Source organism: Streptomyces sp. NPDC031132, from assembly GCF_055570595.1.
This window is the reverse complement of the sequence record NZ_JBVIGX010000046.1, coordinates 18,687-31,915: the sequence shown is the minus strand read 5'-3', so window position 1 is coordinate 31,915 and position 13,229 is coordinate 18,687. Positions and strand designations below refer to the sequence as shown.

The window sequence follows — 13,229 nt, the reverse complement described above, 5'->3', positions numbered from 1 at the left end:
TGTGCGCGGGGACCGCCGCACCCTCGCGAGTGCGAGGGGCGGGACGACGGCGGTCCCCGCGAAGGACACGGGCCGGGTCAGAGCCGGCCGCGTCCGTGGCGTCCGCGCGGTCCGGGAGCCGCTCCGGAACCACGCCGACGCCGTTCGGTGGTGTCGGCCGAAGCTGTGCGCTCCTGCCGACAACCACCACTGTGCCGGAGCCGTGTTAAGCCGGTGCTGCCGTCACATGACGGGCCCGTACCTTTTGCGCGACATGCCGGCACACCGTCATCCCGCCACCGGCAGCGCCTACTTCGCGCCCTTCGCGAGGAACGCCAGCAGGTCCTGACGGCTGACCACGCCGGTCGGCTTGCCCTCGACCAGCACGATCGCCGCGTCCGCGTCGCCCAGCACGGACATCAGCTCCGACACCGGCTCGCCCGAGCCGACCTGCGGCAGCGGCCGGCTCATGTGCTTCTCGAGCGGGTCGGACAGCGAGGCCTGCTTCGCGAACAGCGCCGCCAGCAGCTCCTTCTCCACGACCGAGCCGATGACCTCGGCGGCCATCACGTCCGGGTGGCCGGCGCCGGGCTTGACGATCGGCATCTGCGAGACGCCGTACTCGCGCAGCACCTCGATGGCCTCGCCCACGGTCTCCTCGGGGTGCATGTGGACCAGGGACGGCATGGCGCCCTCCTTGTCCGCGAGCACGTCGCCGATGCGCGCCGCGGGGCCCGCCTCCTCGAGGAAGCCGTGCCCGGCCATCCACTCGTCGCTGAAGATCTTGCTCATGTAGCCGCGGCCGCTGTCCGGCAGCAGGACGACGACCACGTCGTCCGGGCCGAGGCCCTCGGCCGCCTTCAGCGCCGCGACGACCGCCATGCCGCAGGAGCCGCCGACGAGGAGGCCCTCCTCCTTGGCGAGGCGGCGGGTCATCTGGAAGGAGTCCTTGTCGGACACCGCGATGATCTCGTCGGTGACGTTCGGGTCGTAAGCGGTCGGCCAGAAGTCCTCGCCGACGCCCTCGACCAGGTACGGGCGGCCGGAGCCGCCGGAGTAGACCGAGCCCTCGGGGTCGGCGCCGATGACCTTGACCTTGCCGCCGGACACCTCCTTGAGGTAGTTGCCGGTGCCCGAGATCGTGCCGCCCGTGCCGACGCCCGCGACGAAGTGGGTGATCTTCCCGTCCGTCTGCTCCCACAGCTCGGGACCGGTGGTCTCGTAGTGCGAACGGGGGTTGTTCGGGTTGCTGTACTGGTCCGGCTTCCAGGCTCCCGGGGTCTCGCGGACGAGGCGGTCGGACACGTTGTAGTACGAGTCCGGGTGCTCGGGGTCGACGGCCGTCGGGCAGACCACCACGTCGGCGCCGTACGCGCGCAGCACGTTGATCTTGTCCATGGACACCTTGTCAGGGCAGACGAAGATGCACTTGTAGCCCTTCTGCTGGGCCACGATGGCGAGTCCTACGCCGGTGTTGCCGCTGGTCGGCTCCACGATGGTGCCACCGGGCTTGAGGGCACCGCTCTGCTCGGCGGCCTCGATCATCCGGACGGCGATCCGGTCCTTCACGGATCCGCCGGGATTGAAGTACTCGACCTTGGCAAGGACGGTGGCCTGCAGGCCTTCGGTCACACGGTTGAGCTTCACCAGCGGGGTGTTGCCGACGAGGCTGATCATCGAGTCGTGGAATTGCACCATGTTCTCCAGGGAGGGGACTCCACGGGTTCTCCGGGAGGTCCGGCCAGACTATGCGGAAAGGGATTGGCCGACCGGCAGTACGGGGCAGGTAGGTCATCGAGGCCCGTCAGCAAAGCGAGGTGGCTCGAGAGGTGTCCAGGGCGAGGACGGCCCGCCGGATCGCGGCGGGCGCGGCGTACGGCGGCGGCGGGCTCGGGCTGGTCGGAGCCGCCGCCGTGGGGCTGGTGCTGGCGGAGGTCCAGTTCGCCAAGCGGACGGTGGGCACCGGATTGGGCGAGCCGCCGCGTGCGGACGGGCTGTACGGGGGCGAGTTCGGCAGACCGGAGGCGGGCCCCGGGCTGGAACCGGGCAACGTCCCGCTGCGGCTCGCCATGCTGGGGGACTCCACGGCCGCCGGGCTCGGCGTGCGCCGGGCCAGACAGACCCCGGCCGCGCTGCTGGCCTCGGGGCTGGCGGCGGTGGCCGAGCGGCCGGTGGAGCTGCGCAACGTGGCCGTCTCCGGGGCCATGTCCGACGACCTCGACCGCCAGGCGGGCCTGCTCCTGGACGGCGAGCTGCCGCCGCCCGACGTGTGCGTGATCATGATCGGCGCGAACGACGTGACGCGGCGCATGCCGCCGACGCAGTCGGTGCGCCACCTCACCTCGGCCGTACGCCGGCTGCGGCTCGCGGGCTCCGAGGTGGTGGTCGGCACCTGCCCCGACCTGGGCACCATCGAGCCGGTGTACCAGCCGCTGCGGTGGCTGGCCCGCCGGGTCTCGCGCCAGCTGGCTGCCGCGCAGACCATAGGGGTCGTCGCGCTGGGGGCCCGTACGGTCTCGATGGGGGACCTGCTGGGCCCGGAGTTCGCGGCGAACCCCCGCGAGATGTTCGGCCCGGACTCGTACCACCCGTCGGCGGAGGGGTACGCGACCGCCGCCATGGCGGTCCTCCCCACGCTGTGCGCGGCGCTCTCCCTGTGGCCGGAGTCGGACCGGCTGGAGGTGGCGCGGAACGAGGACATGCTTCCGGTCGCCAAGGCCGCGTCTGCCGCTGCCGGGCAGGCGGGCACCGAGGTCACGGCCGCACGCGGGCCGTGGGCCCTCCTCAAGCACCGTCGCCGCCGCCGGGTCCCGACCGAGGGCGTCTCCACACCCCCACCGAACCAGGACCCGGTCCCCGGATCCCAGGTGGCCGGCACCTGACCCGTCCGGGGGGCGCGCCGCCGTTCCGGGGCGCCGGCCGTACCGGGGCGCGCGGCCGTTCCGCGTCCCCGCGAGCGGACCTCCCGGCGAGGGCGGCCCCGGGCCGGAACCGGCGACGGGCCGCTGCGCGGGGCCGCCCCCTGCCCGCCCTTCCACCGTTCCCCGGGCCCTGCCCGGACCCGGTCCTCACACGCCGGACGGGCCGAACCAGCCCCTCAGGGGTTCGGGGCGGGGGCCGGCGCGAGCTCGTCGGCGCGGGGCGGAACAGGAGACGGCGGGCCGGGCGTTGAACCCGCGGAGCGACCGGCATCACATGCCGAAGCCGGTGACCTCGACCGTACGGGGCGGTAACTTCGCATGCGGTCCCGCAACCACGCATCCCCCTTGGAGCCCCGATGCCCGAAGCAGTCATCGTTTCCGCCGCCCGCTCCCCCATCGGGCGCGCCTTCAAGGGGTCCCTCAAGGACGTGCGTCCGGACGACCTGACCGCCACGATCATCCAGGCCGCGCTCGCCAAGGTCCCCGAGCTGGACCCGCGCCAGATCGACGACCTGATGCTCGGCTGCGGCCTCCCCGGCGGCGAGCAGGGCCACAACCTCGCCCGGATCGTCGCGGTGCAGATGGGCATGGACTACCTGCCCGGCACCACGATCACCCGCTACTGCTCCTCCTCGCTCCAGACCTCCCGCATGGCGCTGCACGCCATCAAGGCCGGCGAGGGCGACGTCTTCATCTCCGCGGGCGTCGAGATGGTCTCCCGTTCCGTGAAGGGCTCCTCCGACGGCCTGCCGGACACCCACAACCCGCTCTTCGTGGACGCGGAGGCCCGTACCGCCGCCGTCTCCCAGAGCGAGGGCGCGTCCTGGCACGACCCGCGCGAGGACGGCCTGATCCCGGACGCGTACATCTCGATGGGGCAGACCGCCGAGAACCTGGCCCGCCTCAAGGGCGTGACCCGCCAGGACATGGACGAGTTCGGCGTCCGTTCGCAGAACCTCGCCGAGGCCGCGATCAAGAACGGCTTCTGGGAGCGGGAGATCACCCCGGTCACGACCCCGGACGGCACCGTCGTCTCCACGGACGACGGCCCGCGCGCCGGCGTCACCCTGGAGGCCGTTCAGGGCCTCAAGCCCGTCTTCCGCCCCGACGGCCTGGTCACGGCCGGCAACTGCTGCCCGCTGAACGACGGCGCCGCCGCGCTGGTCATCATGAGCGACACCAAGGCCCGCGAGCTCGGCCTGACCCCCCTGGCCCGGATCGTCTCCACCGGCGTCACCGGCCTGTCCCCCGAGATCATGGGCCTCGGCCCGGTCGAGGCGTCGAAGCAGGCCCTGAAGCGCGCCGGTCTGACCGTGGGCGACATCGACCTGTTCGAGATCAACGAGGCCTTCGCGGCGCAGGTCATCCCCTCCTACCGGGATCTGGAGATCCCGCTGGAGAAGCTGAACGTCAACGGTGGGGCCATCGCCGTCGGTCACCCGTTCGGGATGACCGGTGCCCGCATCACCGGCACTCTGATCAACAGCCTGCAGTTCCACGACAAGCAGTTCGGCCTCGAGACCATGTGCGTGGGCGGCGGCCAGGGCATGGCCATGGTCATCGAGCGCCTGAGCTGAGCCGGAGCGGAGGGTAGGGGTCGCCGTGAGGAACGAGCGGCGGCACCTGCCCGCAGCGGTGGCGAAGATCAGCGCGACCACGAGAAGCGAGCGCCTGAGCTGAGCCGGAGCGGAGGGTAGGGGTCGCCGCGAGGAACGAGCGGCGGCACCTGCCCGCAGCGGTGGCGAAGATCAGCGCGACCACGAGCGGCGAGCGCCTGAGCTGAGCCGGAGCGGAGGGTAGGGGTCGCCGCGAGGAACGAGCGGCGGCACCTGCCCGCAGCGGTGGCGAAGATCAGCGCGACCACGAGAAGCGAGCGCCCGTCCAGGCGCCACAAGGGATCTGCTTGATCCCTTGTGGCGTACTGACACCGAATCCAATCCCGTCGCGGCCGACCTGTGACCGAATCTCCCCCAGGATGTGACCTTCGTCCTGGGGGTTTGTCGTTTCCCCAGGTCAGGGCACAATCGCCCGCCCCCGGTGTGACCAAAGCCCTGTCCAATTCGTGACGTAATGCACTGCACGCCATTCCCAGGTCGGGACACTCTGATGTAGGAAGTCGGGGGATCGAATCAATCAGGAGTTAGTCAGTGAGCGCCATGTCTCTTGCCCTGCTGCTGACCACGGCCGCCGCCGCGGCCGTGGGCGCTGCTGCGCTGCACGCTGTACACGGCCTGCGCAAGCAGGTGGCGGCCCTCCGCGGTGAGCTGGCTTCGCCGGCCCCCACCCGCGGCGGTGCGACCGTCCCGCACGCCCGCAGTGCCGTGCATTCCCCCGCCGCCGAGATACGAGCCGCCGTGGCCGAGGCCCTGGCCGAGGAGCGCGAGCGCGAGCTCGCCGAGGCGCGGGCCTTCTGGGCCGCGCAGGAGGCTCGTGACGCCGCCGACGCCCCCTCCCTGCTGGGTGGCCTGCCCGGGCTCGGTGAGGACGGTCCTGCCCTCTTCCTGCCCCGCCAGGCGGACCTGGTGGGTCTGGAGCCGGTGCTCGGCGACGAGGCGGCCGACGACTACCCCGAGGATTCCGCCGAGCTGGCCGCCGCCCGCCGGCGCCACCCCTCGCACCCCGACTTCGTCCCGGCCCAGGCCTCGGCCCCCGGCGCCGACCACGAGCGCACGGTCAGCCGCCTGGAGGAGCTCGCGGAGGCCCGTACGGCCCTCGCCGACGTCCGCCCGGGCCCGCTGGGCACGCTCGACGTGTACGTCTTCACCGACGGCACCACGCTGTGCATGACCCCGGGCCACCGGGAGACGGCGGAGCGCCTCGCCGAGGCGCTGCGCTCGGGCACCGCGCCGGTCCTGCTGGGCGGCTCGGGCATCTCGGGCGCCTACGCGCTGACCTTCTCCTGCGGTGACTCCCAGGACCCGGACAACAACGTCTACATCCTCGCGGACCGCGTCATCGCTTCGCTCTGACCTCCGCCTGTTCCACCAGCCGCACGGCCTCGTCCAGCATCTCGGACGGGGCCTTCGCGGTTTCCGCGGACTCCTCGCCGGCGGCGGCGCGCAGCGCCTCCGCGAGGTCCAGCCCGGCCACCGCGACCTGGTCCCCGACCACGAAGACCCCCGCGTCGGGCATGTTCCGCGCCGGAGCCGCCCCCTCGGCCCGCTCCGGCGCCTCGAGCGCCTGGGCCCGTACGGAGAGCTCCCGGGCCAGCTCCAGCGCCTCGGCGGCGGCCCCCTGCTGGAGACGGCTCTGCGGCATGGCCCGCAGCCGGTCGGCGAAACGTTCCACGACGGCGGTCAGGGGCGAAGTATCAAGCACCCGGCCGACCTTACGCGCCGCCGCGGCACCATTGCCAACGGGCGAACTCTCCGGCACGGTGGCGTGAAGAGAACAGCACAGCACGGCGATACCTCCGGAGGCGCCCATGTCCGTAGAGTTCTCCGAGCAGACCCACCGGAACATGATCGACAGAATCCCCCAGACCACCGGTCGTGAAGTCTCCGACTGGCTCCGCGCCGTGGACGACGGCCCCTCCCTCGTCCGGTTCGAGGAGAAGGTCAGCTGGCTGCGCGGCGCGCACGAGCTCTCGTACGGCCAGGCCAAGGCGATCATCCACGAATACGACCTGCGCAGGGCGGCCCGCAAGTTCGGCTGAGCCGTCCCCGTCCCGTCCCTTCGAATCCGATCCCTCGAATCCGGTCCGTCGAATCCGGTCCCTCGATCACGGGACGTCGATCCCGACCCCGATCCCTGCCCCCGACCCCGTACCCCCTCCGAGACGCGGGAAGGCCCCGCGAGCGGTGAGCTCGCGGGGCCTTCCCCCTGCCTTCTGCGGGCGCCGGTACGACCGGCCGGTACGACTAGTCGTCGCCGGAGAGGATCGAGAAGATCCGCAGCAGCTCCAGGTAGATCCACACCAGGGTCAGCGTGAGGCCGAAGGCCGCCAGCCAGGCCTCGTCGCGCGGCGCGCCGTACGTGATGCCGTCCTCGACCTGCTTGAAGTCCAGGGCGAGGAAGCAGGCGCCGAGGACGACGCCGATGACGCCGAACAGGATGCCGAGGCCGCCGCTGCGGAAGCCGAGGCCGTCGCCGCCCGCGAAGACCGAGAACAGCAGGTTCGCGACCATGAGCAGCATGAAGCCCATGGCGGCCGCCATCACGAAGCCGTAGAAGCGGCGGGTGACGCGGATCCAGCGCATCTTGTACGCGAAGAGCACGGAGGCGAACACGCACATCGTGCCGAGCACGGCCTGGACGACCACGCCGGCACCGAGGTAGGTGCTGGTGGCCGAGCTGATGACGCCGAGGAAGAAGCCCTCGAAGGCCGCGTAGCCCAGGATGATCGCCGGGGAGGCCTTGCGCTTGAAGCTCTGGACGAGTCCGAGGACCATCGCGACGAGAGCGGCGCCGATGGCGATGCCGTACGCCGGGCCGAGGTTCGCCGCGTCGACGGGCACGGCGAGCCACGCGATCGTCGCCGTGAGGATGACCGTGCCGAGCGTCATGGCCGTACGGCTCACCACGTCGTCCATCGTCATGGCGCCGGCGCGCTCGGGCGCCTGCGGCATGCCGGTGGTCACGTCGGTGGCGTAAGGATTCGTCGCGTACGGGTTGGTCCCGGCCTGCTGGTGCTGCGCGTCAAAGCCCGCGTAGCCCCCGCTGTCGCGGCTGAACCCCCGTCGCGAGAAGACCGGGTTGCTGCTCCTCATCTCACTCCTCCATGGCCACCGTGCGCGGCCTTGCAACAAGAGTAATGCGCTCGCAAAGAAAGCACCCTACTGCTCGAGGAGGATCTTAGGAGAAGGCACGGCGAAGCGCCGGAGATATCGGGAGGGTGCGGGAGTGCCCGGAGCCGGACTTGAACCGGCACGGCCTAAGGCCAGCGAGGTTTAAGCTCGCCGTGTCTGCATTCCACCATCCGGGCAGGGCGTAGCGGCTCCCGTAAAAAGCACTGAACGCTGCGCCGAGCCTATCCGGAACGCCCAGGTCGCAAGCGGGTCCTCTATCCGATGTTGTCTGATTTTATTGGCGCTTGAGGGTCCGTCAGGAGCGAGAACACACGGTGGGCCCGTTACGGGTGGCGATCACGCCCGAAACGGGAATGACGGGATTTCGATGGCTCGCGCCACCCTGCCCGCCACCCTGCCCGCCACCCCGGGCCACCCCGCCCCACCACGGGCCCCCCGCCGCGCCCCGGGGCACGGCCGGGCACCGGTCCGCCCCCGAGGGCTGCCCGGCCGGCTGTCATACCAGAGGAGGAGGCGGGCCGCCCCGCGATCAGACTCCAGTGGGCCAGCGAACGGGCACCGCGGCTGATCCCCGGCGCGGCGGGCGCGGCGACGATGGAAGGGTCCCGCCGATCAGCAGACCGCACCCCGGTCCGCAGCCCGAGGAGTCGCTTCCGTGACCACCATGAACTACGCCCCCCGCACCACCCACGCCGTGGCCGCCCGGGCCACCGGCCTCTCCAAGGTGTACGGCCAGGGCGAGACCCAGGTGGTCGCCCTCGACAACGTCTCGGTGGACTTCGGGCAGGGACAGTTCACCGCGATCATGGGCCCCTCGGGCTCCGGCAAGTCCACGCTGATGCACTGCGTCGCCGGCCTGGACACCTTCTCCGCCGGCTCCGTCCGCATCGGCGACACCGAGCTCGGCACCCTCAAGGACAAGCAGCTGACCCAGCTGCGCCGGGACAAGATCGGCTTCATCTTCCAGGCGTTCAACCTGCTGCCGACCCTGACGGCGCTGGAGAACATCACCCTGCCGATGGACATCGCGGGCCGCAAGCCCGACAAGCAGTGGCTGGACAACGTGATCAGCATGGTCGGCCTCTCCGACCGGCTCGGCCACCGCCCCACCCAGCTCTCCGGCGGCCAGCAGCAGCGCGTGGCCGTGGCCCGCGCCCTGGCCTCCCGCCCCGAGATCATCTTCGGTGACGAGCCCACCGGAAACCTGGACTCCCGCTCCGGCGCCGAGGTCCTCGGCTTCCTGCGCAACTCCGTCCGCGAGCTCGGCCAGACCGTCGTCATGGTCACCCACGACCCGGTGGCCGCCTCCTACGCGGACCGCGTCATCTTCCTCGCCGACGGCCGCATCGTCGACGAGATGCTCAGCCCCACCGCCGACGGGGTGCTCGACCGCATGAAGGCCTTCGACGCCAAGGGCCGCACCAGCTGAGGGACTGCCCCTCCGCCAGTCCTCCTCCGCTGACCCCCGACATCCTGGACTCCTCCACCATGTTCCGTACCGCCCTGCGCAACGTCCTTGCGCACAAGGCCCGGCTGCTGATGACGGTGCTCGCCGTCACCCTCGGCGTCGCCTTCGTCTCCGGCACCCTCGTCTTCACCGACACCCTCAAGAAGTCCCTCTCCAACCAGTCCGCCAAGAGCTACGAGGGAGTGGCCGTCTCCGTCACCTCGTACGGCCAGGCCCGCAACGAAGAGGGCGAGAAGGAGGGCGAGCCCGGCCTCAGCCAGCAGACCCTCGACAAGGTCAAGGCGCTCCCGGGCGTCGCCTCGGTCTCGGGGCGCGTCGCCGGCTTCGCCGGCGTCGGCGACGAGAACGGCAAGCTGATCGGCTCCGGCTGGTCCAACCAGGGCGCCAACTACACGCCCGTCAAGGACGGCAAGGACCCGCGCTACGCCTTCACCCAGGGCGCCGGCCCGGCCAAGGCCGACGAGATCGCGCTCGACAGGGCAACCGCGGACAAGGGCAGGTACAAGGTCGGCGACAAGGTCCGCGTCGCCACCAACGGCCCGGTCAAGGAGTACTCCCTCGCCGGTGTCTTCACCACCGAGGACGGCGCCGTCCAGGCCGGCGGCAGCCTGGTGCTCTTCGACACCAAGGTCGCCCAGGAGCTCTATCTCAAGCCCGGCTACTTCCAGGAGATGTCGGTAGGCGCCAAGGACGGCACCTCCGCCGATAAGCTGCTGGCCGACATCAAGCCGCTGGTCGACAGCAAGAACACCAAGGCGCAGACGGGTGCGGCGCTCGCCAAGGAGCAGGCCAAGCAGATCGAGAAGGGCCTGGGCCAGATGGGCACCATGCTGCTCGTCTTCGCCGGCATCTCGCTCTTCGTCGGCATCTTCCTGATCTACAACACCTTCACCATGCTGGTCACCCAGCGCACCAAGGAGCTGGCCCTGCTGCGCGCCGTCGGCGCCAACCGCGGCCAGGTCATGCGCTCCGTGCTCGCCGAGGCCCTGGTCGTCGGCGCCGTGTCCGCCGCCGTCGGCCTGATCAGCGGTATCGGCCTCGCGGTCGGCATGCGCTCCCTGATCGGCTCCTTCGGCGCCAAGCTCCCGGGCGGTGACCTGGTGATCGCCCCGGGCACCGTCGTCGCGGCCCTGGTCATCGGCATCCTGGTCACGACGATCGCCGCGGTGCTGCCGGCCTGGCGCACCGGCCGGATCGCCCCGGTCGCCGCCATGGGCAGCGCCCACCTGCCGGCCACCGCGAAGTCGCTGGTCCTGCGCAACGTCCTCGGTTCCGTCATCAGCGTCCTCGGCATCGGCCTGGTCATGCTCGGTGTCTCCATGGGCGGCGACGACGGCCGCATGACCATCGGCGCGGGCGCCTTCTTCATGCTCATCGGCATGATCGTGCTGCTGCCGCTGCTCTCCAAGCCGGTCATCGGGGCCGTCCGCCCGCTGCTGCAGAAGGTGTTCGGGATCCCCGGCAAGCTGGCCTCCCAGAACGCCGTCCGCAACCCGCGCCGCACCGCCGTCACCGCCGCGTCCCTGGCGATCGGCCTGACCCTGGTCACCACCCTGTCGGTGCTCGGCATCACCGTGGGCAAGGTCGTCGACCGCATGAGCACCGAAAAGCTCAAGGCGGACTACAAGGTCTCCATGGCCGACGACATGGGCAGCCTCGACAAGTCGGTGGCCGAGACCCTGGCCAAGGCTCCCGGCATCAAGGCCGTCTCCCCGCAGACGGCCGGCTACTTCAAGGTCGGCGAGGACTTCCGGTCGGCCTCCGGTGTCAACCCGGCCGCCATCGGCCAGCTGCTGAACATCGAGACCGTCAGCGGCTCGGTGGACTCCCTCGGCAAGGGCGAGATCCTGGTCGCCGAGAAGACCGCGAAGAAGCAGAACCTCGGCGTCGGCTCCACGATCAACGTGAAGTACGACGACGGCAAGGAGGGCACCCTCAAGGTCGGCGCGGTCTACAAGGACATGGAGGGCCTGCTCTCCCCGTACGTCATCGACGACAAGATCCTCAGTGGGCACAGCGAGGAGCAGTACGTCCGCGAGGTGTACGTCAACGTCGACGGCGGGGCGTCCAAGGCCGGCCAGCAGAAGGTCGTCGACGCCCTGGGCAAGAACCCGGCCATCACCGTGGCCACCCAGCAGGACATGCGCAACGAGATGGGCGGCATGATCAACACGATGCTGAACGTCATGTACGGCCTGCTCGGCATGGCGCTGATCATCTCGGTCCTCGGCGTGGTCAACACCCTCGCGATGTCCGTCTTCGAGCGGACCCAGGAGATCGGCATGCTGCGGGCGATCGGTCTCGACCGGGGCCGGGTCAAGAACATGATCCGCCTGGAGGCCGTCGTGATCTCGCTCTTCGGAGCGGCCCTGGGCGTCGCCATCGGCGTCTTCCTCGCCTGGGCGGTCGGCACCACGATGGCGAAGGCCATGCCGAACTACGAACTGATCCTCCCGTGGGACCGGATCGGCATCTTCCTCCTCCTGGCCGCCGTGGTCGGCGTCCTGGCCGCCATGTGGCCGGCCCGCAGCGCGGCCCGGCTGAACATGCTGACCGCCATCAAGACGGAGTAGCGCAGAGCGGTTCGCTGGGACAGGGACACGGAAGGGCCCCGGGGCACACGCCCCGGGGCCCTTCCCCCATGTGTACGGGGGCATTCCGTACGGGCCCTGCCGTACGGGGCCTGCCGTACGGGCTCACGCGCCCCAGGTGCGCAGCCGCAGCGGCAGCCCCGAGCGCCCGGCCGCCGCGGGCTTCACCGCGAGGACCTGGTTGACGCCGAGCCTGCCGTGCTCGAAGCCCAGCGCCGAGGCCGCCATGTACAGCAGCCAGACCCGGGCCCGCCCGGGCGAGGTCAGCCGTACGGCCTCCTCCCAGTGCTCCTCCAGCCGGGCCACCCAGGCGCGCAGGGTCAGCCCGTAGTGCTCGCGCAGCGCCTCCACGTCGCGGACCTCGAACCCGGCCCGCTCCAGTTCGCCCACCGTCGTGCCCAGCGGGGAGAGCTCGCCGTCGGGGAAGACGTAGGCGTCGATGAACTCGTCGACGTGGTACGCCTTTTCGTCCGGCTCCGGCGGCCGCGCGATCTGGTGGTTCAGCAGCCGACCGCCGGGGGCCAGCAGGGCGTGCAGGGTGCGGGCGTACTCGCGGTAGCGCTCCGCGCCGACGTGCTCGGCCATGCCGATGGACGAAATGGCGTCGTACGGGCCGTCCTTGACGTCCCGGTAGTCCTGGATCCGGATGTCGACCCGGTCGGCCAGGCCCTCCTCCGCGGCCCGCTTGCGGGCGTACACGGCCTGCTCGCGCGAGAGGGTGACGCCGGTGACGCGTACCCCGTACTCCCGGGCCGCGTGCAGGGCCATGGAGCCCCAGCCGCAGCCGACGTCGAGGAGCCGCAGGCCGGGCTCGAGGCCCAGTTTCCGGCACACCAGGTCGAGTTTGTCCCGCTGGGCGTCCTCCAGGGTGGAACCGGGGCTCCAGTAGGCGCAGGAGTACACCATCGAGGGGCCGAGGACGTGCTCGTAGAACTCGTTGCCGACGTCGTAGTGGTGGCTGATGGCCTGCCGGTCGCGGCTCCTGGTGTGCAGCGGGCCGCCGCGGCGGGGTGCCTCCTCGGGCGGCGGCGCGGGCGCCGGCCACGGCCGGGCCAGGGCGACGAGGTCGCGCAGGGCGGCCCGGGCGGCAGGGTCGCGCAGCAGCACGGCGGTCCCGGCGGCGCCCGCCGTGGCCCGCTCGGGCAGGTGCGGCAGGTGCGGGCGCAGGGCGGCGAGTTTGCCGAGCCCGGAGCGGCGGACCGCCGGCGGGGTCTCGGGGGCGGCGGCGGGATCCCGCGCCCAGAGCAGGCCGGCCACCCGGTCCAGCAGTTCGAACAGGTCGCCCTCGACGGTGATGTCGCCGGCGACCCAGGCACGGGCCAGGCCGAGTTCACCCGGTCGCCACAGGACGCGGCGCAGGGCGCGCCGGTTGGCCAGCACCAGGGTGGGTCCGGTGGGCGGTCCGGCCTCGCTGCCGTCCCAGGCGCGAATCCGGACGGGCACGGGGGCGCCCAGCAGTGTCTCGGCAAGAGCGGCCAGCCGCGGCGCGGCGTCGGTCATCGTAGGCACCTCCAGAACGATC

Annotated in this window: 10 protein-coding genes and 1 tRNA gene; 6 read left to right on the top strand and 5 right to left on the bottom strand. The window is 71.4% G+C overall.

What is annotated here, in order from left to right:
- Window positions 1-288 precede the first annotated feature (288 nt).
- Window positions 289-1,674, bottom strand: a complete 1,386-nt coding sequence (locus tag ACZ49B_RS35610) for a cystathionine beta-synthase (protein ID WP_468314489.1) — start codon at window positions 1,672-1,674, stop codon at window positions 289-291.
- A 134-nt stretch (window positions 1,675-1,808) separates the two neighbouring features.
- Here ACZ49B_RS35610 and ACZ49B_RS35605 point away from each other — a divergent pair, with 134 nt between their 5' ends.
- From ACZ49B_RS35605 to ACZ49B_RS35595, 3 genes are all read left to right on the top strand, one after another.
- Window positions 1,809-2,861 carry an SGNH/GDSL hydrolase family protein gene (locus ACZ49B_RS35605; protein WP_468314451.1) on the top strand — a complete coding sequence of 351 codons (1,053 nt, stop codon included), beginning with the start codon at window positions 1,809-1,811 and terminating at the stop codon, window positions 2,859-2,861.
- Window positions 2,862-3,256: 395 nt separating this feature from the next.
- Entirely contained in the window at window positions 3,257-4,477 is a 1,221-nt protein-coding gene (locus ACZ49B_RS35600) for an acetyl-CoA C-acetyltransferase (RefSeq protein WP_468314448.1), read from the top strand.
- 579 nt (window positions 4,478-5,056) lie between these two features.
- Complete coding sequence (locus ACZ49B_RS35595) at window positions 5,057-5,869, top strand: hypothetical protein (RefSeq protein ID WP_468314486.1); 813 nt, start codon at window positions 5,057-5,059, stop codon at window positions 5,867-5,869.
- On the opposite strand, the gene ACZ49B_RS35590 is transcribed toward ACZ49B_RS35595, so the two are convergent.
- Window positions 5,853-6,218: a hypothetical protein gene (locus ACZ49B_RS35590; RefSeq protein ID WP_468314446.1), complete on the bottom strand. Its 366-nt coding sequence runs from the start codon at window positions 6,216-6,218 to the stop codon at window positions 5,853-5,855. The two genes, ACZ49B_RS35595 and ACZ49B_RS35590, sit on opposite strands and share 17 nt — an antisense overlap.
- A gap of 106 nt (window positions 6,219-6,324) precedes the next feature.
- On the opposite strand from ACZ49B_RS35590, the gene ACZ49B_RS35585 reads away from it, so the two are divergent.
- Window positions 6,325-6,555: a DUF4287 domain-containing protein gene (locus ACZ49B_RS35585; protein ID WP_468314443.1), complete on the top strand. Its 231-nt coding sequence runs from the start codon at window positions 6,325-6,327 to the stop codon at window positions 6,553-6,555.
- A 205-nt stretch (window positions 6,556-6,760) separates the two neighbouring features.
- On the opposite strand, the gene ACZ49B_RS35580 is transcribed toward ACZ49B_RS35585, so the two are convergent.
- A complete protein-coding gene (locus ACZ49B_RS35580; RefSeq protein WP_468314440.1) occupies window positions 6,761-7,609 on the bottom strand; it encodes a Bax inhibitor-1/YccA family protein in 849 nt (282 codons plus the stop codon).
- Window positions 7,610-7,743: 134 nt separating this feature from the next.
- A tRNA-Leu gene (locus tag ACZ49B_RS35575) sits at window positions 7,744-7,824 on the bottom strand.
- A gap of 479 nt (window positions 7,825-8,303) precedes the next feature.
- Between ACZ49B_RS35575 and ACZ49B_RS35570 the strand changes: the two genes are divergently transcribed.
- Window positions 8,304-9,077 (top strand): ABC transporter ATP-binding protein, encoded by a 774-nt coding sequence (locus tag ACZ49B_RS35570; protein WP_468314437.1) that lies wholly within the window; start codon window positions 8,304-8,306, stop codon window positions 9,075-9,077.
- A 59-nt stretch (window positions 9,078-9,136) separates the two neighbouring features.
- Complete coding sequence (locus ACZ49B_RS35565; RefSeq protein WP_468314434.1) at window positions 9,137-11,689, top strand: ABC transporter permease; 2,553 nt, start codon at window positions 9,137-9,139, stop codon at window positions 11,687-11,689.
- Between the two features lie 123 nt (window positions 11,690-11,812).
- Here ACZ49B_RS35565 and ACZ49B_RS35560 read toward each other — a convergent pair whose 3' ends face one another.
- Window positions 11,813-13,207 (bottom strand): class I SAM-dependent methyltransferase, encoded by a 1,395-nt coding sequence (locus ACZ49B_RS35560; protein WP_468314432.1) that lies wholly within the window; start codon window positions 13,205-13,207, stop codon window positions 11,813-11,815.
- Between the last annotated feature and the right edge of the window lie 22 nt (window positions 13,208-13,229).